The 22,633-nt window shown below is 57.2% G+C and carries 24 protein-coding genes, 1 tRNA gene and 3 pseudogenes; 10 read left to right on the forward strand and 18 right to left on the reverse strand.

Annotated elements, in window-relative coordinates; all coding sequences use genetic code 11:
* Positions 1–51: 51 nt before the first annotated feature.
* Positions 52–552, forward strand: a complete 501-nt coding sequence (locus ABJ99_RS03895) for an RNA methyltransferase (RefSeq protein WP_007250240.1) — start codon at positions 52–54, stop codon at positions 550–552.
* A gap of 92 nt (positions 553–644) precedes the next feature.
* Positions 645–1,025: a YgaP family membrane protein gene (locus ABJ99_RS03900; RefSeq protein ID WP_054084707.1), complete on the forward strand. Its 381-nt coding sequence runs from the start codon at positions 645–647 to the stop codon at positions 1,023–1,025.
* Between the two features lie 4 nt (positions 1,026–1,029).
* Here ABJ99_RS03900 and ABJ99_RS03905 read toward each other — a convergent pair whose 3' ends face one another.
* Positions 1,030–1,479 (reverse strand): YcgN family cysteine cluster protein, encoded by a 450-nt coding sequence (locus ABJ99_RS03905; protein WP_054084708.1) that lies wholly within the window; start codon positions 1,477–1,479, stop codon positions 1,030–1,032.
* 210 nt (positions 1,480–1,689) lie between these two features.
* Here ABJ99_RS03905 and ABJ99_RS03910 point away from each other — a divergent pair, with 210 nt between their 5' ends.
* The gene (locus ABJ99_RS03910; protein WP_054084709.1) at positions 1,690–2,283 is read left to right on the forward strand and encodes a nitroreductase family protein; all 594 of its coding nucleotides are present in this window, start codon (positions 1,690–1,692) and stop codon (positions 2,281–2,283) included.
* Between the two features lie 65 nt (positions 2,284–2,348).
* Here the strand turns inward: ABJ99_RS03910 and ABJ99_RS03915 are convergent, their stop codons facing one another.
* From ABJ99_RS03915 to ABJ99_RS03930, 4 genes are all read right to left on the reverse strand, one after another.
* Entirely contained in the window at positions 2,349–3,281 is a 933-nt protein-coding gene (locus ABJ99_RS03915) for a D-2-hydroxyacid dehydrogenase (RefSeq protein ID WP_054084710.1), read from the reverse strand.
* A gap of 95 nt (positions 3,282–3,376) precedes the next feature.
* Positions 3,377–3,670 (reverse strand): YcgL domain-containing protein, encoded by a 294-nt coding sequence (locus ABJ99_RS03920; protein WP_054084711.1) that lies wholly within the window; start codon positions 3,668–3,670, stop codon positions 3,377–3,379.
* Positions 3,667–4,800: a ribonuclease D gene (gene rnd, locus ABJ99_RS03925; RefSeq protein WP_054084712.1), complete on the reverse strand. Its 1,134-nt coding sequence runs from the start codon at positions 4,798–4,800 to the stop codon at positions 3,667–3,669. The genes ABJ99_RS03920 and rnd overlap by 4 nt, the downstream gene beginning before the upstream one ends.
* Positions 4,801–4,972: 172 nt before the next feature.
* The gene (locus ABJ99_RS03930; protein ID WP_054084713.1) at positions 4,973–6,616 is read right to left on the reverse strand and encodes a phosphoethanolamine transferase; all 1,644 of its coding nucleotides are present in this window, start codon (positions 6,614–6,616) and stop codon (positions 4,973–4,975) included.
* Between the two features lie 59 nt (positions 6,617–6,675).
* Here ABJ99_RS03930 and ABJ99_RS28960 point away from each other — a divergent pair, with 59 nt between their 5' ends.
* Entirely contained in the window at positions 6,676–6,846 is a 171-nt protein-coding gene (locus tag ABJ99_RS28960; RefSeq protein WP_154864381.1) for a hypothetical protein, read from the forward strand.
* Between the two features lie 4 nt (positions 6,847–6,850).
* On the opposite strand, the gene ABJ99_RS03935 is transcribed toward ABJ99_RS28960, so the two are convergent.
* A complete protein-coding gene (locus ABJ99_RS03935; RefSeq protein WP_054084714.1) occupies positions 6,851–8,542 on the reverse strand; it encodes an NAD-dependent malic enzyme in 1,692 nt (563 codons plus the stop codon).
* Positions 8,543–8,853: 311 nt separating this feature from the next.
* A complete protein-coding gene (gvpU, locus tag ABJ99_RS03940; RefSeq protein WP_054084715.1) occupies positions 8,854–9,336 on the reverse strand; it encodes a gas vesicle accessory protein GvpU in 483 nt (160 codons plus the stop codon).
* 225 nt (positions 9,337–9,561) lie between these two features.
* On the opposite strand from gvpU, the gene ABJ99_RS03945 reads away from it, so the two are divergent.
* From ABJ99_RS03945 to ABJ99_RS30025, 3 genes and pseudogenes are all read left to right on the forward strand, one after another.
* Positions 9,562–9,822 (forward strand): type II toxin-antitoxin system Phd/YefM family antitoxin, encoded by a 261-nt coding sequence (locus ABJ99_RS03945; RefSeq protein ID WP_005770391.1) that lies wholly within the window; start codon positions 9,562–9,564, stop codon positions 9,820–9,822.
* Between the two features lie 2 nt (positions 9,823–9,824).
* A pseudogene (locus ABJ99_RS03950) lies at positions 9,825–9,995 on the forward strand (type II toxin-antitoxin system RelE/ParE family toxin); the annotation flags it as partial.
* Between the two features lie 103 nt (positions 9,996–10,098).
* Positions 10,099–10,260, forward strand: a pseudogene (locus ABJ99_RS30025) (type II toxin-antitoxin system RelE/ParE family toxin); the annotation flags it as partial.
* Positions 10,261–10,406: 146 nt separating this feature from the next.
* Here the strand turns inward: ABJ99_RS30025 and ABJ99_RS03955 are convergent.
* The 6 genes and pseudogenes from ABJ99_RS03955 to dapA form a co-directional block, all read right to left on the reverse strand.
* A pseudogene (locus ABJ99_RS03955) lies at positions 10,407–10,840 on the reverse strand (transposase); the annotation flags it as partial.
* Positions 10,841–11,074: 234 nt separating this feature from the next.
* Positions 11,075–11,164: transfer RNA gene (locus tag ABJ99_RS03960), tRNA-Ser, on the reverse strand.
* Between the two features lie 91 nt (positions 11,165–11,255).
* Positions 11,256–11,966, reverse strand: coding sequence for a phosphoribosylaminoimidazolesuccinocarboxamide synthase (purC, locus tag ABJ99_RS03965; RefSeq protein WP_005760457.1), 711 nt, complete (start codon positions 11,964–11,966; stop codon positions 11,256–11,258).
* Between the two features lie 28 nt (positions 11,967–11,994).
* Positions 11,995–12,753 carry an MBL fold metallo-hydrolase gene (locus ABJ99_RS03970; RefSeq protein WP_054084717.1) on the reverse strand — a complete coding sequence of 253 codons (759 nt, stop codon included), beginning with the start codon at positions 12,751–12,753 and terminating at the stop codon, positions 11,995–11,997.
* Positions 12,754–13,872 (reverse strand): outer membrane protein assembly factor BamC, encoded by a 1,119-nt coding sequence (bamC, locus tag ABJ99_RS03975; RefSeq protein WP_054084718.1) that lies wholly within the window; start codon positions 13,870–13,872, stop codon positions 12,754–12,756.
* 18 nt (positions 13,873–13,890) lie between these two features.
* Complete coding sequence (gene dapA, locus ABJ99_RS03980; protein ID WP_054084719.1) at positions 13,891–14,769, reverse strand: 4-hydroxy-tetrahydrodipicolinate synthase; 879 nt, start codon at positions 14,767–14,769, stop codon at positions 13,891–13,893.
* 325 nt (positions 14,770–15,094) lie between these two features.
* Here dapA and ABJ99_RS03985 point away from each other — a divergent pair, with 325 nt between their 5' ends.
* Both ABJ99_RS03985 and ABJ99_RS03990 read left to right on the forward strand, forming a co-directional pair.
* A complete protein-coding gene (locus ABJ99_RS03985) occupies positions 15,095–15,658 on the forward strand; it encodes a glycine cleavage system transcriptional repressor (RefSeq protein ID WP_054084720.1) in 564 nt (187 codons plus the stop codon).
* A gap of 9 nt (positions 15,659–15,667) precedes the next feature.
* A complete protein-coding gene (locus tag ABJ99_RS03990; protein ID WP_054084721.1) occupies positions 15,668–16,147 on the forward strand; it encodes a peroxiredoxin in 480 nt (159 codons plus the stop codon).
* A gap of 42 nt (positions 16,148–16,189) precedes the next feature.
* Here the strand turns inward: ABJ99_RS03990 and ABJ99_RS03995 are convergent, their stop codons facing one another.
* Complete coding sequence (locus tag ABJ99_RS03995) at positions 16,190–17,260, reverse strand: AI-2E family transporter (RefSeq protein ID WP_054084722.1); 1,071 nt, start codon at positions 17,258–17,260, stop codon at positions 16,190–16,192.
* Between the two features lie 34 nt (positions 17,261–17,294).
* The gene (locus tag ABJ99_RS04000) at positions 17,295–17,546 is read right to left on the reverse strand and encodes a sulfurtransferase TusA family protein (protein WP_007250221.1); all 252 of its coding nucleotides are present in this window, start codon (positions 17,544–17,546) and stop codon (positions 17,295–17,297) included.
* 153 nt (positions 17,547–17,699) lie between these two features.
* Here ABJ99_RS04000 and ABJ99_RS04005 point away from each other — a divergent pair, with 153 nt between their 5' ends.
* A complete protein-coding gene (locus ABJ99_RS04005) occupies positions 17,700–19,133 on the forward strand; it encodes a M48 family metalloprotease (protein ID WP_054084723.1) in 1,434 nt (477 codons plus the stop codon).
* Positions 19,134–19,143: 10 nt separating this feature from the next.
* Here ABJ99_RS04005 and nadA read toward each other — a convergent pair whose 3' ends face one another.
* From nadA to ABJ99_RS04020, 3 genes are all read right to left on the reverse strand, one after another.
* The gene (gene nadA / locus ABJ99_RS04010) at positions 19,144–20,202 is read right to left on the reverse strand and encodes a quinolinate synthase NadA (RefSeq protein WP_054084724.1); all 1,059 of its coding nucleotides are present in this window, start codon (positions 20,200–20,202) and stop codon (positions 19,144–19,146) included.
* A gap of 148 nt (positions 20,203–20,350) precedes the next feature.
* On the reverse strand, positions 20,351–20,926 hold the full coding sequence (locus ABJ99_RS04015; RefSeq protein WP_054084725.1) for a serine acetyltransferase: 576 nt from the start codon (positions 20,924–20,926) through the stop codon (positions 20,351–20,353).
* Positions 20,923–22,065, reverse strand: coding sequence for an O-antigen ligase family protein (locus ABJ99_RS04020; protein ID WP_054084726.1), 1,143 nt, complete (start codon positions 22,063–22,065; stop codon positions 20,923–20,925). The genes ABJ99_RS04015 and ABJ99_RS04020 overlap by 4 nt, the downstream gene beginning before the upstream one ends.
* Positions 22,066–22,633: the final 568 nt, after the last annotated feature.

Consider the following 22,633-nt stretch of genomic DNA (forward strand, 5'->3'; position numbering starts at 1 on the left):
TTGGCGTGACGCTCCCGTATAATCCCCGGTTTTCTCCAGAGCACCCTCCCCGTGGCCAATAAACGGTATGCCTGTATCGGTCTTTACAACCCCAAGTCCCCGGAAAACGTCGGCTCCGTCATGCGCGCGGCCGGCTGTTACGGCGTGGCGTCGGTGTTCTATACCGGTAAACGCTATGAACGCGCCCGGGACTTCATCACCGACACCAAGAAAATCCATCAGGACATTCCGCTGATCGGCATCGAAGACCTTAAGAGCATTCTGCCGCTGGGCTGTATCCCGGTTGCCGTCGAACTGGTGGAAGGTGCCCGCGCCCTGCCCGAGTACACCCACCCCGACCGGGCCTTGTATATCTTCGGCCCGGAAGACGGTTCGCTGGATCAGGAGATTCGTGACTGGTGTGAAGACGTGGTCTACATCCCCACCGAAGGCTGCATGAATCTGGCTGCCACCGTTAACGTCGTGCTTTACGACCGGATGGCAAAAGGGATCAATACCCGGTCAGGCCCGCAGTTCGGTCGCGAAAAAATCGATCCGTTGAACGACCGCTGACAGAAAAGCATTGAACCTGTGTTGGCGGCGGGGAGTCAGTTTCTCTGAACCGAAACGACTACCTTCGACCTGCTACCTCATGGAGAGCCATCATGCGCGACACACCCATCATCGAACGCATCGACACACCTGAACTGCTCAAGCAAGATCCTCGTCAGAACGTTCAAGGCTGGGAGCGTATCGGCTCGCTGGCGGGCGGCGTACTGCTGATGGGCAAAGGCGTCCGTCGTGGCGGCTTTCTGGGGCTGATCCAGCTGGCCATTGGCGGCGCAGCGCTGGCTCGCGGCATCAGCGGCCATTGCTCAGCGAAAAGCCTGATGGAAAAAGGCCGTAGCGACCTGCAAAGCGCCCGTTCGAGCATCGAACGTGCCGGCGCCGGGTTGAGCAACCTCAAGGACGATGCCGAACACGCCGTCAAGGATGCTGCCGCCAAAGGCGTAGAAGCACTGACCGAGCCAAAACCGGTCGTCTAAGCGTTCAACCTGCGCGAAATATCAGGTAATCCTCCCAGTCGTCTTCGGCCACATTCTTCTCGCTGAGCATGCGGCCGGACTGGGAGATACGTTCGTGATGCACCGCCGTGCGATCACCACACACCAGATGATGCCAGAGCGGTAAGTCCTTGCCCTCGCTGACCAGCCGATAGCCGCAGGTCGGTGGCAGCCATTTGAATTCCTCCGCCTGCCCCGGCGTCAACTGAATACAGTCCGGTACCGACGCCCGACGGTTCGGATAATCGGAACACTGACAGGTCTTCAGATCCAGCAGTTTGCAGGCAATCCGCGTGTAATAGACGCTATTGTCTTCTTCGTCCTCAAGCTTTTGCAGGCAACACAAACCACAGCCATCGCACAACGACTCCCACTCTTCGGTGCTGAGCTGGTCGAGGGTCTTGCGAATCCAGAAGGGTTCAACGTTAGCGGCCATGGTTCGGACAACGGTATCGATAATGAAAAGGCCGCCAGTCTAGAGGCACAAAGAGTGTGGGCCAAGTACTTGCGACTGTCGGTAGCCGGGACTTGTCAGCCAGAAGGCAAAACAGTAGCGTTAACGCGTTTTCCAATGCGTTCAGTCGATGCCTGCCGACCACGGCCCATCCAGCCACGCTCGTTTTCCACCTTCGCTATAGGGATTCTCATGAGCACAAACCCTCGCATCGCCGATCATCCTATCGACCCGCAATTCACCGAACGCTGGTCGCCACGCGCCTTCAGCGGCGAGAGCATTGATCAGGAAACGCTGCTGAGTTTCTTCGAAGCCGCACGCTGGGCACCATCGGCCTACAACTCGCAACCCTGGCGGTTTCTGTATGCGCGTCGCGACACTCCGAACTGGGAACGCTATCTGGGCCTGCTGAACGAGTTCAACCGTAGTTGGGCGCAACAGGCGGCGGCGCTGGTGATCGTCATATCCAAGACCACCTTCACCGCGCCCGGCGCAACTGAAGAAGGCCCGGCCCTGTGGCACACGTTTGACACCGGTTCGGCGTGGGGTTATCTGGCGTTGCAAGCCAGCCTGAGCGGCTGGCACACCCACGGCATGGCCGGTTTCGATCAGGACCTGACGCGCAAGGAGCTGAATATCCCCGAGGGCTATGCACTGCATGCCGCTGTGGCCATCGGCAAGCTGGGCGACAAGTCGACGCTGCCAGACTACCTGCAAGGTCGCGAAGTCCCTAGCCCGCGCAAACCGCTGGCAGAGCTGGTGGCAGAGGGGAATTTTTCGCTGTAACTGATTTTTTCTGCGATGGAAAACGGCGAGCCGACGCTTGATGCGTCGCCTCGTTCACAACCGGCTCAATAGCCCCGCGAGAAATCCACTTCCCCACGTAATGCTTCGCCGGTCTGAAACGCTTTCAGGTTATGCACGAACAACTCGGTCATGGCGACCGGCGACGTTGGTGCCGAACTGTGACCGGTCAGCAGCAGACCGTATGCGGTCCAGAACGGGTGACGCTGCGGCAACGGCTCCTGGCGACAGACGTCAATCACAGCGCCCGCCAGATGCCCCACTCGCAAGGCTTCGACCAGATCCGCATCGACCACTGCCACCCCGCGCCCGACGTTGATGAACAGCGCTGTGGGCTTGAAGCTGGCGAACAGCTTCGCGTCGTACAGGTCGTGAGTGTCCGGAGTATTGGGCAGCAGGTTAATGACGTAATCCATCTCGCCGAGCAGACGCTCCATGTCCGACAGCGCCGCCACTTCGATGAACGGCTGCTGGGTACGCGCCGTAGACGCCACTCCGTAGACCTGAACGCCGAACGGCACCAGAAACTCGGCAACGCGCTGACCGATATCACCGGCCCCCACGATCAACGCCTTGCGCCCCGCCAGGCTCTGGCCGGTGCGGTTGTCCCACTTGCGTTCGACCTGGCTCATCAGCCGCGCCAACACTTCACGCTCGTGACCGAGCATGTAAGTCAACACGAATTCGGCCATCACCTGACCGAAAATACCCACGGCACGGGTCAGGCGATAATCCCGCGTCAGGCCGCCCATCAATAGCGGGTTGATGCCTGCCCAAGTGGACTGCAACCACTGCGGCTTGTGTCCCTGGCGCAACAGATTGGCCATCAGATCCGGCTGTCCCAGCCACACCGGGCAGTCGCTGGCCATCCGCGACAACTCGGCAGAATCACCGCTGCTGAACACTTCCAGCTCGGGCGCAGCCTTGCGCAACAATTGGGTATAAACGGGGTAATCGTGCTCGACAATCAGAACGCGCATGTTTCAAAAACCTTAAAAACGGGACAGGCAACCCACAACCGATGCGGGCCGCTTTACAACTCGATTTACAGCTCGATTTACAAGAGCAACCACAATCACATGGGATCATTGCGGCGCAGCAATTCTTCGGGCAAATGCTCGATGTACTCGTCTTCGGCCGGAGGCATCTGCAAGTGATAGCCCTGGCTGTCGAGGTTCTCCAGCACCAGATTGATGTCTTCGCGCGCCAGCGCCCGTTCCGGGCTCAGCACCAGATCGAAGGCATGCACCGGCTTGCCGAACGCCACCAGCAATTCTGGCGGCACGCGCTTGAGGATGTCGCTCTTCAACACGTAAAGGTACATTTCGCTTTTTTTCGGGCTGCGATAAATCGAGCAGATACGCTTCACGACTGTTCTCCGGGGGTGGCCAGGCTGTCGAGCAGCGCCTGACCCATCAATTCGCGACGCCAGCCACGCAACGAATCGGGTAATTGGTAAGGACCGTCGGGGTAGCCGCTCTTGAGCAGGGCTTCGAGGGTCTTCTTGCGCAGCATCAGCTCTGGCGCCATGTCCATTTTTTCGGCGTACTGCTGGCCGATTGCACGCAGGCGCTTGATCGAACCCGCAGCGTCGACCGGCAGCGGCTCGGGCAGCGCAGGCGGCCATTCTTCCGGCGGCAGGCTGCTGGCGGTCTTGATCAGCTCCAACAGGAACTCGCCGTCATGACGCACGGTGCGCGGGTGCATGTCTTCGATGCGGGCCAGCGCGCCGAGGTTGTCCGGTTGCGTCCTGGCCAACGGCCAGAGCGAATGTTCACGCACGATGCGGTTACGCGGCAGATTGCGGGCACGGGCCTCGCGCTCACGCCAGGCGCACAGCTCGCGCAGCACCGCCAACTGGGCGCGGGACAGCTTCCAGGCCAGTTTGGCATCGCGATAGACCTCATACGGATCGACTTCGCGGCGCAGGTTGGCGACCAGTTCAGCGCCGTCGTCCAGCAACCAGGCGTATTTGTCATCGGACAGGCGCGGACGCAGGATGGCAAACAGCTCGGCAAGGTGCACAGCGTCTTCGGCGGCGTAGCTGATCTGCGTCTCCGAAAGCGGGCGTTGCAGCCAGTCGGAACGGGTTTCGCCCTTGGGCAGGTCGATATTGAGGACCTCCTGCACCAGACGCGAATAGCCCATGGAAAAACCGAGATTCAGGTAAGCGGCTGCCAATTGCGTGTCAAACAGCGGGACCGGCAAGCTGCCGGTCAGGCGCAGCAGGACTTCGAGGTCTTCGCTGCACGCATGCACCACTTTGATGACGTCGGGGTTTTCAAGCAACGCAGACAGGGGCCGCCAGTCGTTGATCAGCAATGGATCAATCAGCCAGGCGCTTTTACCGTCGCCAATCTGCAGTAACGCGGCTATCGGGTAGAAGGTGTCGACCCGCATGAACTCGGTGTCGAGCGCCACAAAAGGCAGTGACTGCCATTGTGCGCAATGCAGGGCGAGGCTGTCGTCGTCGCGAATCCAGTGTATATCGATGGCCACACGGCTCTCCCTTGAACAATGGCGCGCAGTATATATCGTCATTGAAGGTTATCGCGCGTCTGTCGTCCACGTCTGGCGGATCTTCATGCAAATGACAGGCAGGAAGGGTGTGATGCCTTCGCTTTGTATCGGGCGCCGCGAGCGCCACCTGCCCCTGAACGCGGCGCGCACCTCATTGTCCGGCAGGCGACGCAACCGGGCTACGGCACTTCGCAAACATGTCCAGACTCGGGTCGTATACACTGGTGTCGACTTTCAACAAACCCAGCATCGAGTGAAACAGGTTGTCCTGGCTCAACGGGTCATTGCGCTGTCTGGCCAGACACTCCGGGCTGACCGCAGAGGACTTCTGATACGTATCTGACAGCCAGATCAGCATGGGCACATGTTTTTGCTGATCAGGGGCCAGAACATATGGCGTGCCGTGCAGGAACAGGTTGTACTCGCCCAGTGACTCGCCGTGGTCCGACAGATACACCATTGCGGTATCGACCTTGCTCTGGTTCTTGCGCAACAGATCAATCAAGCTGGACAGTACATGATCGGTATACAGCAGCGTGTTGTCATACGCGTTGACGATAGTGTCGCGGCTGCAGTTATTCAGCGCATTGCTTTCACACACCGGGGTAAACTTTTCAAACTCCTTGGGATAGCGCTTGAAGTATTCCGGCCCATGGCTGCCCATCTGGTGTAATACCAGAACGGTATCTTTGTCCAGGTGGTCGATGAAGCTCTGCAAACCCTGCAACAGAATCTCGTCCCGGCACTCGTGACTGTTGCACAACAGCGGGTCTTTTAGATCGCTGACATCCTGAAACGTTACCCGGTCACAGGTCCCCTTGCAGCCCGACTGATTATCGCGCCAGATAACATCTATGCCTGCGCGTTTCAATACATCCAGCAAACCTTCCTGATTATGCGCGACGGTCCCGTTGTAATCCTTGCGGCCCATATTGGAAAACATGCAGGGCACCGACACTGCGGTTTCGGTGCCGCAGGAATAAACATCGGTAAACGCCACCAGGCCGCTTTCCTTGTTCAGGTTGGGCGTGGTATCACGGCCATAGCCGAGTATTCCGAAGTTCTCGGCACGGGCACTCTCACCGACCACCAGCACGGTCAACGATTTGCGAGCTTGCGTGGCCCGGTCCGGCGAGCGCTTGGCGTCCTCGCCGATCTTGACGAAGGGACGCTGGGCGGAGACCACCTGCTCGCGCAGGTAAGCCACTGATGCACCGATGTAATTGCTCGGAACGACCATCAGGCGCAATTCGTGATGATTGCGAAACAACGAGGACAGGCCCTGATAGTTGGCCATCGCCGCAGCACCGATCGCGAGGCAACAGACCGCGCCAACCACCAGTTTGCTGAACAGCTCGCGGGGCCAGGGACGATAAGCGATCGGCGTCTTCCACAGGATCAGCGATGGCAGCACGCCCAACAGCACAATGTACAACACCAGTTTCAGGGACAGCAGCCCCTGAACTTCAGTTACATTGGTTTCGGCAAAGTTGCGGAACATGCCCGCGTCAATCATGACACCGTATTCGGCCATGAAATAAACGACCCCGGCGCTGACCATAAACAGAAAGATCATCACTGGTTTAAACACACGCCGAAACGCCAACAGCGTCAGGACGATATTAAATACACAAAACACCATCAACCCGAAGGCCACGCGCATGGAAACGCCTTTGGCATCAAAGCTGGTAATCGCAAAAAGGTGCTGCCACATGTTGATATTGAACCCCAGTAACAGAAAGCCACTGGTAAACAGGGTTACAACTTCTGGACGTACTGTTCTGGGTGTCGGCATTGTGATCTGCTTGTCGAGTTGGTATTCATCGGGCGTAACAGGAGCCAGGCAACTCCCCAATGGCGCGCACTCTAAGCAGCGCGCCATCAATTTTATGTGAAAAACAGATGACCATAGGGTTGAATGAAGCTTATTTCACAGTGATGAAAAAGCAATTGCAAAAACCGGGAGCCTTGCGGCAAGCAATGCCTTCGCCGCAGCGTGCGAAGGCATGGTTATCACGGACGTAATCGATCAGACCGAACGACGACGGTAGGCACGATAGTGCGGCAACCAGAAATTACGCTCGATGGCCGCCAGTAACGCCTCCTCCGAGGTTTCCAGCGCCAACCCTTCCAGTTGGGCTTCCTTGGCCACCGCCAGAGCAATCTTGCGGCTCACTTGCTGGATCTCCTTGAGCGGCGGCAATACCGCATCGCCCTGCCCCGTGACCATCGGCGAACAATCGGCCAGCGCGTTGGACGCCGCCATCAGCATGCGGTCCGTGATGCGCGATGCCTTGCAGGCCACCACACCCAGGCCGATACCGGGGAAAATATAAGAGTTGTTGCACTGGGCAATGTGCACGGTCCGGCCGTTTATCTCGACCGGCGCAAACGGGCTTCCGGTAGCAACCAGAGCATTGCCGTCAGTCCAGCGCAGGATTTCTTCCGGCGTGGCCTCGACCTTGGAAGTCGGGTTCGACAACGGCATTACCAGCGGTTTGGCGCAATGCTTGTGCATCTCGCGGATGACCTGCTCGGTGAACAGGCCGCGCTGGCCGGACACGCCGATCAATACGGTCGCACCGGCATGAGTCACCACATCGAGCAGTTGCGGATATGCCTCGTCACCCGCGATCCAGCCGGCTATATCATCCGGCTTCTGCGCCAGTCGTTGCTGGAAGTCGAGCAAGTTGTCCATGCCTTCGGTCAACAAACCAAAACGATCAACCATGAAGATACGCTGGCGTGCCTCGCTTTCGCTGAGCCCTTCGATGCGCATCGCCGCAATGATGTGCTCGGCAATCCCGCAACCTGCCGAACCCGCGCCGACAAACACCACTTTCTGCTGGCCGAGGGTTTCGTTCTTGGCCTTGCAAGCCGCCAGCAATGTGCCCACGGCAACCGACGCGGTGCCCTGAATGTCGTCGTTGAAGCAGCACAGCTCGTCCCGATACTTTTCAAGCAACGGCATGGCGTTGGACTGGGCGAAATCTTCGAACTGCAACAGCACATCCGGCCAGCGACGCTGTACCGCATCGATGAACAGCGCGATGAAGTCTTCGTATTCCTTGCCGGTTACCCGCTCATGGCGCCAGCCCATGTACATCGGGTCATCAAGCAGTTCGCGGTTATTGGTGCCCACGTCGAGCACGATTGGCAAGGTGTAGGCCGGGCTGATCCCGCCGCATGCGGTGTACAACGACAGCTTGCCGATCGGGATGCCCATGCCGCCGATGCCCTGATCACCCAGACCGAGAATTCGCTCGCTGTCGGTCACGACAATGATCTTGATCCGGTCTTTGGTGGCGCTGCGCAGGATGTCATCGATGCGGTCACGCTCAGGGTAAGAAATGAACAGGCCGCGATGGGTGCGGTAGATCTTGGAGAATTCCTGACACGCTTGCCCCACAGTCGGGGTGTAGATGATCGGCAACATCTCGTCCAGATGCGAATCCAGCAGACGGAAAAACAGCGTCTCGTTGTTGTCCTGAATCGAACGCAGGTAAATATGCTTGTCCAGGTCGCTCGCGCACTGCTTGTACTGGCTGTAGACCCGGGTGACTTGCTCTTCGATGGTTTCGACGTTCTGCGGCAACAGCCCGATCAGATTGAACTCGACCCGCTCTTGCGGGGTAAAGGCACTGCCCTTGTTCAGCAGGGGCATTTCCAGCAGCGAGGGTCCTGCGTAGGAAATGTATAAAGGTCGCGAAGTCTTGGTCATTTTCTCTAATCGCCTTTTTCGTCTACTCATTAATTCTGTACGTCGACCGAGGCGGGCAGCCTGGCTCATTTCTTATTGTTTTTTCTTGTCGCCAGCTCTCAATCAGGCCACGCCGAACACTGTTCGGCGGGTCAGGTCAGGGAGCACATATTACGCGCCTGAGGAGCGGTTGCGACAATTTGTCACGCAACGGGAGACTCATAACGCTTTTGCAGACACACACCTCCGCCACCAGCGACCAGTAATCGCCGGAGGGAAGGCCCGCAATATTGAGTGAGAAAGCCCCGACAGTCGCCAAGGGCCGTTGGCCGTCAGGAGGCGCCTGGTTTTTCGGCAATGAGGCCAATGGTGAAACCATCGACCGCAGCAATCCTGCCACGCCACAGCACACGCGAATCACAGATCGGGTGACCATCTGTGGAATAGGTCCGGCAGTCCTTCAAATGAATGAAGTGGAAAGCGGGTGTGTCTTGCGACGATTCACCTGGCTTGAAAGAAAGGATCATCTCCTTCATGGACGCTTCGGTACCGTTGTCGAACTGGCTGAAGGGTGCAGAAATGTCCTCGGCCATCTGGTCGAAATAATCGTCATGGGAAATCAGGTGCCCGGAAACCAGATTCCCGCCAACAGACAGCGTAACGCCCATCTCGACCTTGGTGTTGGCGACAAACTTGACCAGCCATTGAAGCAGCCAGTCAATCTGCTTGCCCTGCCACTTGAGCTGGGCAATCACGTCATCATGGCTCTGACTTGGAGAAGGTTGCGCCTTTTGCTCTTGATCTACGTCCGACATCAGAAAGCTCCTCGCCTCAAAAAACGTTGAACCCAAGGTATAGATCAGATCGGGTGAAAGCGAAACCGGGAGGGGTGAATAGTTTGCGATTGGTGATGAGGGCTTGATCATTCTGACTTTTTTCAGTCGTTCGAGGTGGCGATCCGGCGACTCCGTCGCGTTGACAGGACAGAATTATGGCCTCATTCTGTCCTTCCAATGACGGACAAAGAAGAGAATCCCACAATGTCTCTGGCGACCCACATCAGGCCTATTACCTACCTAAAAACGAGTGCGGCCGAGATAGTCAAAGAATTCTCTGTCAACCCGGAGCCTATAATCATTACCCAGAATGGCGAACCCAAAATGGTCGTCATGGATATTCACGACTACGAAAAGCAGCAAGAGACACTCGCGTTACTAAAGCTATTGGCGTTGGGCACCAAGGAAATCAAAGAAGGGAAATTTAGCGATGCGAACGCTTTCCTCGATGAAATGGATGATTAAAAATGACAAGAAACATTGTCATCCTTGAAAGTGCCAAGGACGATTTCAAAGAAATAAAGATTTATGTGCACAGCGAGTTCGGAGAGCCCATCTGGAAGGCGGTAAATGCTGAATACAAAGCGGCCTTCAAGGAAATCCAAAGGAATCCCGAATACGGCACTGACATTGAAGAGCTAAGGACCCTCTGAAAAAGCCCTTTTTTTGGAGAGAAACCGGGCTGGAGCGCCTGTATTTACTGGCTTCTATTTTTGAAGAAGAGGCTTTTTCAGACCTTCCCTAAAGCAACTTGGTTTTTCCAACATAAAATCCAGACTCGTCAGGCAGACCAGGGTTATTTATGAGTTTGACGACGCCACGGTCTACGTCCGAATGCTTATTAGCACCAAAAGAGATTTTGGCAGGCATTTGATGAAAAGGGTGTTGTCTCAAAAGATCTAGGGAAGGTCTGAAGCAGGCATCGATTTTTGATGCCCTCGTGGGCTGAGTTTCAAAAAAACTCTCCCGATTAGATAAGTTAGAGGTTTTCCCGCTTTTAACTCATCGCACTTCCTTCAAACAACGCCTTTCCAAGGCGTTTTTCCGCATTACAGGCGCACCTCTCCCATCGCCAGCAGCCGTTTTCGCACCATCCAGAGGTTCGACAAGGCAAACAGAGTGGCCTGTTGCGCGGTGTTTTTAGCCAGCCCGCGAAACCGGACTTTCGTATAACCAAACTGGCGCTTGATCACGCGAAACGGATGTTCAACCTTCGCCCGCAACTGGGCTTTCGTGAACTCGATTTTGCGATGGACCCGTGCGATCAAACTTTTCTCGCCATGCTTTTTATAACTGCTTGGTCGGGCCGCAATTGACCAAATTATCTGGCGATCCTGATGCTCCGCACGCTTGTCCACGCCGGTGTAGCCCGCATCACCACTGACATAGGTTCCTCACAGTGTAGCAATTGATCGACCTGAGTCACGTCCGCCACATTCGCCGCAGTACCTACCAGGCTATGGTCTAAACCCAACTCGGCATTCGCCCTCTCCTATGAGCAACAAGGGCAACCCCCCTGCTCCGCATCATAGGTCGTCGCAGAGATGACGGTTAATGGGACTAGACAGAATGGAACACCGAAGAAAAAAGACAGACGAAAAAAAACCCTTCTTGAGCAATCTCGCAAAAATTCTTTTAGAAATATTGCTACAAAAGACTGCTACAAAATGGGTTTCTCAAAGCCTATAACGTGTTGATTTTAAAGGCTTTTTTGTAATGGCGGAGAGATAGGGATTCGAACCCTAGGTACCGGTGAAGGTACAACGGATTTCGAATCCGTCCCATTCGGCCACTCTGGCATCTCTCCAACGGCGCGAATCATACCAGCATTGGTGCGGAAGGCGAAGCCCTTCCGCTGATTTTTTTCGTGCTATCAAGCGCTTGCGTGTTTTTTCCGCTTACAGCGGTACGCCCAGACGGTTTGCGACTTCTTCGTAAGCTTCGATAACGTCGCCCAGGCCCTGACGGAAGCGGTCTTTGTCCATTTTCTTGCGGGTATCCTTGTCCCAGAGGCGGCAGCCGTCCGGGCTGAATTCGTCGCCGAGGACGATTTCACCGTGGAATACACCGAACTCGAGTTTGAAGTCGACCAGCAACAGGCCAGCGTCGTCGAACAGCTTGGTCAGCACTTCGTTGACTTTGATCGACAGTTCTTTCATGCGAACCAGTTGCTCGGCGGTGCCCCAGCCGAATGCCACTACGTGGGATTCGTTGATGAACGGGTCGCCCTTGGCGTCATCCTTGAGGAACAGCTCGAAGGTGTACGGGTTGAGCCTGGTGCCTTCTTCAATGCCCAGGCGCTTGACCAGGCTGCCCGCGGCGTAGTTACGCACGACGCATTCGACCGGGATCATGTCCAGTTTCTTGACCAGGCACTCGTTGTCGCCCAGCAGCTTGTCGAATTGAGTCGGAATACCCGCTTCTTCGAGCTTCTGCATGATGAAGGCGTTGAATTTGTTATTCACCATGCCTTTGCGGTCGAGCTGTTCGATGCGCTTGCCGTCGAACGCCGAGGTGTCGTTGCGGAACAGCAGGATCAAGCGGTCAGCGTCGTCGGTCTTGTAAACCGATTTGGCTTTGCCGCGGTAGAGTTCTTCACGTTTTTCCATGATGGGCTCCGCTTGCTAAGTAGTTGGGCTAGGCGATGTGTCGCCAGTCGAGCCCTGAATCTTGATCGGCCAGTTGCAGCCAGTCCGGATCGCACCCGAGGGTGTCGACAAAACATTGCCGGGCCAGATGCGGCAGGTTGTTCTTGCTGCTGAGATGCGCCAGCACCAGGTGCTGAAGGTCCTGCCATCCCAGTTCGCTCACCAGGCTGGCGGCCTGATGATTATTCAAATGCCCTGTTTCACAACCGACACGCTGCTTGAGGAAGACCGGGTACTGGCCTCGGGCAAGCATGTCGCGACAGTGGTTGGCCTCGATCATCAAGGCATCCAGGCCGTGATACCGCTGCAGCACGTTGGAACAGTAGGAGCCAAGGTCGGTCAGCAGGCCGAAGCGGCGTTCGCCATTATTGAAGACAAACTGCGTCGGTTCGAGAGCATCATGAGCAACGGACACCACTTCGATGTCCAGTGATCCGATCTGCACGCTCTCCCCTCCCGCGAAAAATCCGGCAACCTCCACCGGCTTGCGCATCCCGCGCAAGGTGCCGCTGCTGAGATAAACCGGCACATCGTAACGCCGCGACAGCAAACCCACGCCATGCACATGATCGGCATGTTCGTGGGTCACCAGAATCGCACTCAGCTGGCTGGCCGCGACGCCCAGACGAGCCAGTCGGCGCTCGGTTTCCCGCAGGGAGAAGCCGCAATCGACCAGAACGTACGTATCGTTGCTTGCGACCAGCGTGCCGTTGCCACGACTGCCGCTGCCGAGAACTGCGAAACGCACTTAACCCAGGTTGTCTTGAATGACACTCAACACCCGGCGAGCGACATCCGCCGGCGCCACAGTGTTGATGTTCTTCTCGACGGTCACTTGAACGTTGTCACCCACCTTGCTCAGGCGAACCTGATAACGCTCGGCGCGGGCATCGACTTCTTCCTTGCTGGACTTGCTGCCGAACATGCGACCGAAGAAACCGGGCTCGTTGTCAGGTGTTTTCGCTTTCTCGGCCAGGTTGATGTAGTACAGGCCCAGGCTGCGGTTGATATCTTCTACACGCCAGTCGCCCTGATCCAGCGCACGGCCGACACTCGACCACGCACGGTCCAGATCGGCACCCAGGTTCAATATCGGGTTGCCGCTGCCATCTTCGCTGAGTGCAACCCGGCTCGGGGTGTCGTAGTCACGCGCAGCCAGCAGGGAGATCGACCCGCCCTTTTCAGCGTTGCGGCCCATGCTGGCGAGCAGGTCGTCAGTCAGTGCAGCGTCAAGGCCCAGGTTGGTGGTGCGGTTCGGGAACGGCACGTCAGCGGTGCTGCCGGCAGGACGCTCGACGCTGACCACGTAGACTTCACTGGTGTTGCGCTGCACGCCCGGCTCGATACGAACCCGCACGCGGGTTTCTGCATCGGCAGCCACACCGGCCGCACTCAGGCGCTTGGCCACTGACGCGGACAGCTCGTCCAGACGCTGCCACGAGGAGCTGAATTCACCAGTCTGCGGACGCTCTTCAGCGATACGGAAACCGTTGTCTTCGAAATACTGGTGAGCCACAGGCCAGACTTCGGCAGGTTGGCGCTGCGCCAGAATCCAGTGTGCATCGCCACTCTTCTGCAGGCTGAAATCGCTCGACTCGGAAGTCGCGGCCAGCGGCTGCGGACGAGGAACGGTGTATTCCCCCTCTTTCTGAGTGCTGTCAGCCACGTTGCGCGGGATCGGCAGCAACGGGTCGAGACGCTTGACGCCGGTGACGTCGGCAGGCAACTGCATCGGTGCAGTCTGAGTAGCTTGAAGGTAATCGCTCCCGCGATCACGGAAGTAACCATCTTCGCCCCAGAGCCAACCGCAACCGCTGGTGCTGGAAATGATAAGAGCAAGTGCGGAAAGTCCGGCCAATCGCTTCATTGCGTGATACTTCCTCAATTAAACCAGGACGCCGGACTGGCGCATGGCCTGACGCAGCGGTTCGTGACAGGCTTCGCTGAGCCAGGTCAGTGGCAGACGGATACCGTCCGGCATCAGACCCATTTCATGCAAAGCCCATTTCACGGGGATAGGGTTGGATTCGATGAACAAGGTGTTGTTAAGCGGGCTGAGCGTCTCGTGAATCGCCCGTGCAGCCTCGGCATCGCCACGCATGGCGGCCGCACACAGCTCGCTCATGGCGCGCGGCGCAATGTTGGCGGTCACGGAGATATTGCCCTTGCCACCCAGCAGCATCAGCTCGACAGCCGTGGCGTCGTCACCGGAGTACACCAGAAAATCGCTGCTGACGCTGGCCAGGATGTCCTTGGCGCGCTGCAGGTTACCAGTGGCTTCCTTGATACCGATGATGTTTTTTACAGCCGACAGGCGCGCAACGGTTTCCGGCAGCATGTCGCAGGCCGTACGGCCCGGCACGTTGTAGAGGATCTGCGGGATGTCTACGGCATTGGCGATGTGGCTGAAATGCTGGAACAGGCCTTCCTGCGTCGGCTTGTTGTAATAAGGCGTTACCAGCAGGCACGCATCAGCGCCAGCAGTCTTGGCGTTGGTGGTCAGCTCGACCGCTTCGCGCGTCGAATTGGCGCCCGTACCGGCGATGACCGGAATACGACCTGCAACCTGAGCGACCACACGGCGGATGACTTCGATGTGTTCGTTCACATCCAGCGTCGCCGATTCACCGGTGGTGCCGACGGCAACAATGGCGTTGGTGCCCTCTTGCAAGTGGAAGTCAACCAGTTTGCTCAGGCTGTCCCAGTCCAGACGACCTTGTGCATCCATTGGTGTGACCAGTGCCACCATACTGCCCGCAATCATGCAACCGCTCCTGCCGGAAAAAGAGAGCGGTAATGGTACTGGCGCTATCAGCCTTGTACAAGCGAAGTACCACGCTCTGAGCATTCCCCTGAGCGATGGTTTTCGCTACCCTTCGTCCTTTGATCGGTACTGGTCATCTGCGCACCTCGCTCAATCGGTCGAATTTGTCGCCAGAAGCCCCGTCCCAGTGCATTCCAGCCTGGTCATGGCATGTCCATGCAGGTCAGGCGCTCCGGGACCCGGATCGACATCTCGCGACACCGATTGTCGAAACAGCCCCGCAGGTCCGAAAAAGTACCGACCGCTCATCGTCTAGGAATGCTGCATGTCGTCCACCCCCACAGTTCGCGAACAATTCCTTGTCATCAGTGCCCTTGGCGCAAACCCCATGGAGCTGACCAACGTCCTGTGCCGTGCCAGCCATGAAAACCGTTGCTCGGTCGTGACCTCGCGCCTGACCCGCCATGGCGAGTGCAGCGCACTGATTCTTCAGGTCTCCGGCAGCTGGGACGCTCTGGCGCGCCTTGAAACCGGTTTGCCGGGGCTTTCCAAGAAGCACGCGTTCACGACCAGCGTCGTGCGCAGCGCCACTCTGGAAAACCGCCCGGAAGCCCTGCCCTACGTGGCTTACGTGAGCTCGGCCTACCGCCCGGACATCATCAATGAGCTGTGCCAGTTCTTCATCGACCATAACGTCGAGCTGGAAAACCTGATCTGCGATACGTACCAGGCGCCACAGACAGGCGGCACGATGCTTAACGCCACGTTCACCGTTACGCTGCCGGCCGGCACGCAAATCAGCTGGCTGCGCGATCAGTTTCTCGATTTCGCCGACGCGCTCAATCTGGACGCACTGATCGAACCCTGGCGCCCACAAGCCCCAATGTAAGGAGTTCCCATGACCGTTGCAGTAGATCAACCGGTTCCCGATTTTCAGGCACCCGCTACCAGTGGGCAGACAGTCGATCTGTCTGCACTCAAGGGTCAGCAGGTGGTGATTTATTTTTATCCGAAAGACAACACGCCCGGCTGCACCACGCAGGGCCAGGACTTTCGCGATCACGTCGCCAGTTTTCAGGCAGCCAACACGGTTGTGCTGGGCGTGTCCCGCGACAGCCTGAAGACCCACGAGAATTTCAAGGCCAAGCAGTCCTTCCCGTTCGAGCTGATCTCGGACAAGGACGAAGCCCTCTGCCAGCTGTTCGACGTCATCAAACTCAAGAAGCTGTACGGCAAGGAATACCTCGGCGTTGATCGCAGCACCTTTCTGATCGACAAGGAAGGCGTGCTGCGTCAGGAATGGCGCGGCGTGAAGGTGCCAGGCCATGTTGCCGAAGTGCTGGCTCAGGCTGAAGCGCTGAACGCTAAGTCAAGCTGATCGGCCGATAACCGCTGCGGCGCGCAGGGCGCCGCAGCGTTGTCAAAGCAAAGGCGCTACCGGCGGCTCATTGCGCGGCCAGGCGTCGAGCACGGCCTTGAACAACGTGGCCAGCGGAATCGCAAAGAAAATCCCCCAGAAGCCCCACAGGCCGCCGAACAACAGAACGGCGCAGATGATCGCGACCGGGTGCAGATTGACCGCCTCGGAAAACAGCAGCGGCACCAGAACATTGCCGTCCAGCGCCTGGATGATCCCGTGGGCGATCATCAGATAGATGAATTGATCACCCCACCCCCACTGAAACAATCCGATCAGCGCCACCGGCACGGTCACCACCACCGCACCGACATACGGCACGACCACCGATATGCCCACCAGCATTGCCAGCAACGCAGCGTAATTAAGCCCGAGCGCGACGAAGGCGATGTAGGTCACGCCACCGCAGATAAAGATTTCAATGACTTTGCCACGGATGTAATTGGCGATCTGGCGTTTCATCTCGTCAGCCACACGATTGAGCAACGCACGCTCACGTGGCAAGTAGCCCCGCGCCCAGCGACCAATCATGTGCCGATCCTTGAGAAAGAAGAACACCAGGATCGGCACCAGCACCAGATAGATCATCAGGTTGACCAGCACCGGCAGGCTGGACAGCGAAAACGTCAGCGCCAGCTGGCCGACTTTTCCGACTTCGCCCCGCGCTACCTCGATCGCCAACAGAACCTGCTCATCGGAAACCAGATGCGGGTAGCGTTCCGGCAGCAACAGCAGCACCGACTGCCATTTGGCAAACATGCCAGGCAATTCGTTGAACAGCGTGATCATCTGATGCCAGAGCAGCGGCACCAGCACCAGCAGAAACACCAGCAATACGCCGACAAATAACGTAAACACCAGACCGACAGCGGCCATCTCCGGCATTCTCAGCCGCTCCAGCAGGCTGACCAGGCCGTGCATCAGAAAGGCCAGGACCAACCCGGCCAAGACCGGGGCCAGCATCCCGCCCAGGGTCAGGACCAGGGTGAACGCCAGGACCAGCAAGACCGCCAGCACCACCGCCTCTTCGTCAGAGAAATAGCGTTGCATCCAGTTGCGAAGCACGTTGAACATCAAACTTCCTTTTCGGAAAAATAGCGGCGGCGAATCAGGCCTTGCGAAGCCAATAGCGATAAACGCCCGCATCGGCTTCTTCGTGTAAAAGCTCATGCCCGGCGAGCCTGGCAAACGTTCGAAAGTCACGCTGTGAGCCTGCATCGGTTGCGATCACTTTCAGCACCGCACCGCTGGCCAGACGATTGAGCTCCATCTTGGCTTTCAGCAGTGGCAGCGGACAATTAAGCCCACTGGCATCCAGCTCGGCATCACAAGCCGCAGGGCGTGCTACAGCGTCAGACATTGATTCTCTCCCGGCAGACACATCAAATTACAAAGCAGCCTCGGCGATCAGGTCCGAAAAGGCATGCCGAACAGGCTGGCAAGAATACCTCACTCTGGTCAGCACGCCATTGAGCCAGCTACAGTACAGGTTCTTCTGACCAGAGCTTCGTGCATGAATTTTTTGCGTCCCACACTGCTCACCCTCGCCTGCCTGTTCGCAACGCATGGCATGGCGGATGACCTGCCATCACTTGGCGACGCCAGCTCCTCGATTGTCTCCCCCGAACAGGAGCATCGTCTCGGCCGCGCGTGGCTGGGCCTGCTACGCGGCCAGGTGGGCCAATTGTCGGACCCGCAACTCAAGGACTATGTAGAGACGACTGTCTATCGGCTGGCCGAAACCAGTCAGGTGCAGGACCGCCGACTTGAATTCATTCTGATCAACAGCCCGCAACTCAATGCCTTTGCCGCGCCCGGCGGCATCATCGGCGTCAACGGCGGCCTGTTTCTCAACGCCCAGACCGAAGGTGAATACGCCTCGGTGCTGGCCCACGAACTGGCGCACTTGTCACAACGACACTTCGCCAGGGGCATAGAAGCTCAACAACGCATGCAGGTGCCGGTAATGGCCGCAATGCTGGCAGGCATCGTCATGGCCGCAGCAGGCGCCGGTGACGCCGGGATCGCTGCCATCGCCGGCTCGCAGGCTGCCGCCATTCAGGAACAGCGCCGCTTTTCGCGCCAGAACGAGCAGGAAGCCGACCGTATCGGCATCCTCAATCTGGAAAAGGCAGGCTATGACCCACGCAACATGCCGACCATGTTCGAGCGTCTCATGCGCCAGTACCGCTTTGACGCCAGGCCGCCGGAGTTTCTGCTGACTCACCCGGTCAGCGAATCGCGTATCGCCGACACCCGCAACCGCGCCGAGCAAGCCAAACCCGGCGGCAAGGAAGACAGCCTGCTGTATCAGTTGATGCGCGCCCGCGTCGCACTGATTTATGAGGAAACACCGGGCATCGCCGCCAAACGCTTCCGCGCTCAACTGGTTGAAAACCCGAACTCCGACGCTGCGCGCTACGGGCTGGCCATTGCACAGATAAAGAGCGGACAGCTCAACGAAGCAAGGGAAGGCCTCAAGCCGCTGCTCGAAAAAGCGCCCAATGACATCACCTACAACCTGACGCAGATCGATCTGGACATCACCAACAACCGGCTGGCAGACGCGCAGCAGCGGGTCGATCGCATGCTGACGCTGTATCCGGGCAATTATCCGCTCAACAATGTGCGCATCGACGTACTGCTCAAGCAAAACCGCACTGCCGAAGCCGAAAAAAGCCTGGAAGCATTACTGAAGACGCGCCCGGACGATCCGGACATCTGGTATGTCGTGGCGGAAACCCGTGGCTTGAATGGCAACACCGTAGGCCTGCATCAGGCACGCGCCGAGTATTTCGCACTGGTTGGCGATTTTCGTCAGGCGATCCAGCAACTTGACTTCGCCAAACGTCGCGCCGCCAACAATTTTCAGTTGGCGTCGCGCATCGATGCCCGGCAAAAGGACTTGATGGAGCAAGAACGCATGGTCAAGGAGATGATGAACTGATCATCCACCTTCAAGCATTGCCAGCCTGACGCAAGCGTGCTGCCTGAGTGAAATCGAGCATGCGTTGCAACGGGCGCACTGCGTTGGGAATAAGCGCAGGATCAACGAAGATCTCGTTACTGCCCTCGCGCAGGCATTGCAGGGTGCGCTCGAGCGTGTTCATCGCCATCCACGGGCAATGCGCGCAACTGCGGCAGGCAGCACCGTTGCCCGCAGTAGGCGCTTCGATGAAGATCTTGTCCGGGCACAGCTGCTGCATCTTGTAGAAGATGCCCCGATCCGTCGCGACGATAAACGTCTTGTTGGGCAAGCGCTGGGTAGCGGCAATCATCTGACTGGTAGAACCGACCACATCAGCCAGTTCAATGACCGCTTCGGGCGACTCCGGATGAACCAGAATCGCCGCCTCGGGATACAGCGCTTTCATGTCCGCCAACTGCTTGGATTTGAATTCCTCGTGGACGATGCAGGCACCGTCCCAGAGCAACATGTCCGCGCCGGTTTCACGCTGGATGTAACGCCCCAGATGCTTGTCCGGTGCCCAGATGATTTTCTCGCCGTTGTCCATCAGGCTTTCGACGATCTCCAGCGCACAACCCGAGGTCACTACCCAGTCTGCACGCGCTTTGACCGCCGCCGATGTATTGGCGTAGACCACAACGGTACGCTCCGGATGCTGATCGCAAAACGCGGAAAACTCATCGACCGGGCAGCCGACATCGAGCGAGCATGTAGCTTCCAGGGTTGGCATGAACACGCGCTTTTCCGGGTTGAGAATCTTGGCGGTCTCACCCATGAAGCGCACACCGGCTACCAGTACGGTGCTGGCCGAGTGACTGTTGCTGAAGCGTGCCATTTCCAGAGAATCTGCTACGCAGCCGCCGGTTTCCTCGGCCAGCGCCTGAATCTCGGGGTCGCAGTAGTAGTGAGCGACCATGACAGCGTCCTGCTTCTTCAGCTCGGTCGCAATCTCGGCACGAAAATGCGCCTGCTCTTCGGCGCTCAACACTTTGGGCTGCTTGGCATCGAGGTGCGCCTGCACCAGAAAGCGTTCGGAAATCTGTGTCATATTTTCACGGGACCTGAAGGCGCCTGAGCGCGAGGAACAAGTTTACACCCGAAAGACAGGCAATAAAAAAGCTGAAAAAAGGAAGCTTTAATCCGCCAGGATGACTTAAACCACTTTCGCCAACCGCCCTGAAGAAGAGATCGACAGCCTACTTCTGCAAACGCCCCAATTGACTTTCGTCATAGGGAACCGACTCACTGACACGTCGGTTATAGAAGACCGTATTGGAAGGGATGCTTTTATTGACGAAGCTGCACGCCCCGACCACCACGTTATCGCCCAACTGGATATCGTCGGAGATGATGCAGGCATGGGCTTGAACCCTTACCCCGTCACCGATGATCAGGCGCACTGTATCAGCATTGCCCTTTACCCCGATGGTGCACCCTTGCCAGATCCTGAAGTCCTTGCCGATGACCGCATAACAGGTGATGACGATGCCGCTCAGGTGAGCGATCCACAGCCCTTCACCGATTTCGGCACCCAGCATGATCTCGACGTTGTACTTGCGGCTGATCTTTTCATTCAACAGCTTGGCTCGTCGCCGCCAGAATTTACTTTTGGACGTGTTGAACACATAAGCCAGTCGAAACCAGAACAGGTAACTGGATCGATTACTGCGCCGGCACTTCAAGTACAGGCGTTTCCAGCTGAAAGACTTGTCCAGCCCGCCCAGGATCTCGATATGCCAAAAGCGCATGGCCTGCTTGAGGAGCCCGATCATGCGCTGGTCGCCTGCTGGTTTTTTGCATGCGCACGCGAGCCGTTCGACAGTATCAGGCCGATCGGGAGCCAGAACACCAGCCAGTAGACCCCGGGGCGGTTCATCACGGTGTGGTAGTCAAACAGGGCAGTCAGCAGCGCAAACAGGAATAACGGGAAGCCCACAGTGCCGAGAGGCGACGCGCGTAAACCCCGATTGAGCGAACGGACGAATACCGCACCGATCATTCCCAGCAGAAGAATTGCACCGACGATCCCGTACTCGTAAAAGAACTGCAGATACAGATTGTGCGCCTGCTTGAAGCACTGCACGTTTGCAATACAGATATCGAAGCTTTTGCCGGCACCCGCACCGACCAGCCAGAAATCGCCCAGACGCGCCAGCCACTCGCTCCAGATAACGTCTCGAAGGCTTAACCCGCGGACTTTTTGCTCGAGCAGTACCGGCGAAAGCAACATGACAGCAAGAAGCAAAACACCCGCACTGACCGCGAGCCACTTTCTGGAGCGCGAATCATTGTGCAGCAACACCGACGCTCCGATCGCTGCACCGTACCCAAGCCATACGCCTCGCGACAGCGTGCAATACATGTAGAGCGAGAGCGACAACACGCCCAGGCAAAAGACCAGCGTCACTGCGCAGCTATAGCGCCTGATGAGCAGTTGATGAACACCATAGACACCGAAGACCCCGTAAAACAGGGCAGCGACGATGGGGTTCTGAAAGTCGGCGTAATTCTCGTAACCCAGCTTGAACAGACGATCGCCGCTGAGCAAGTAATGTGAATCAACCATTATCAGGTGATAAGCGATGCTCGCGAAGGCCGCGACCGCTGCGATCACAAACAGCAGATTCAAGACTTTTTCCATGACGTCGCGACTCACCATCCAATGAATCGCGCCCAGGTACAACATGATGTAAAGCGCAGTCTTGAACTGCTCGGAGCCTTTGATGATCGAGCCTTTGTTCAGCAGCGCAACCAACACGGTAAATACAAGCAGCGCCAGCAAAGGGATGTATTGTCGACTGAGCAGCGGGGCTCGCCATTCATGACCGATCAGCAGCAGGATCAGCGCCGGGAGAAACAGCGTCAGGTTCGAGATGGTCGTACCTCGACTGCCGTCTGTGATGAAAAGCATCCCGCTTACATGAATCGTGAATCCTGCCACCAGCAAACAGAACAAATAACGCGATACCGTGGTTGTCATAGAGGCCCTTTGAAAACTTTCGCTCAACTGGCCCAAGCCAGCAGTCGGTGGTGCAATTCGTCAAAACCTGCGGTATCGCGCTCGTGAGCACAGCGCCTTTTGATGCCTGCGTGTCACATGCTTCGTCGCTTCATTCAGGTCGGCGATTCTACACTACGGCCGCAGCCAGCACCTTAACCAACCCCAAACTGAAAACAGACAGTGGCTGTAGGAAATGGCAATGGATTTGCTGCCGGGGAGCAGTCAGATGCTCAAGAAATCGGACGCAAAAAAAAACCTGGAAATCCGCATTTTCATGGGCCTTCCAGATTTTAGAAATGGTGGGTCGTGTGGGATTCGAACCTACGACCAATTGGTTAAAAGCCAATTGGCTTTTGCTGACATAAAAAAGCGGCACACTCGGATGGTGTGTTGATCGGTTCACGCAGCCTCTAATGTCCCCATTAGAGGCTTTATACCATGTTCGTAACCTCGCTTTTGTCCACCAAAGGTGGTGTCG

The sequence above is a fragment of the Pseudomonas syringae pv. cilantro genome (genome assembly GCF_001293775.1).
Taxonomy (GTDB): domain Bacteria; phylum Pseudomonadota; class Gammaproteobacteria; order Pseudomonadales; family Pseudomonadaceae; genus Aquipseudomonas; species Aquipseudomonas syringae_P.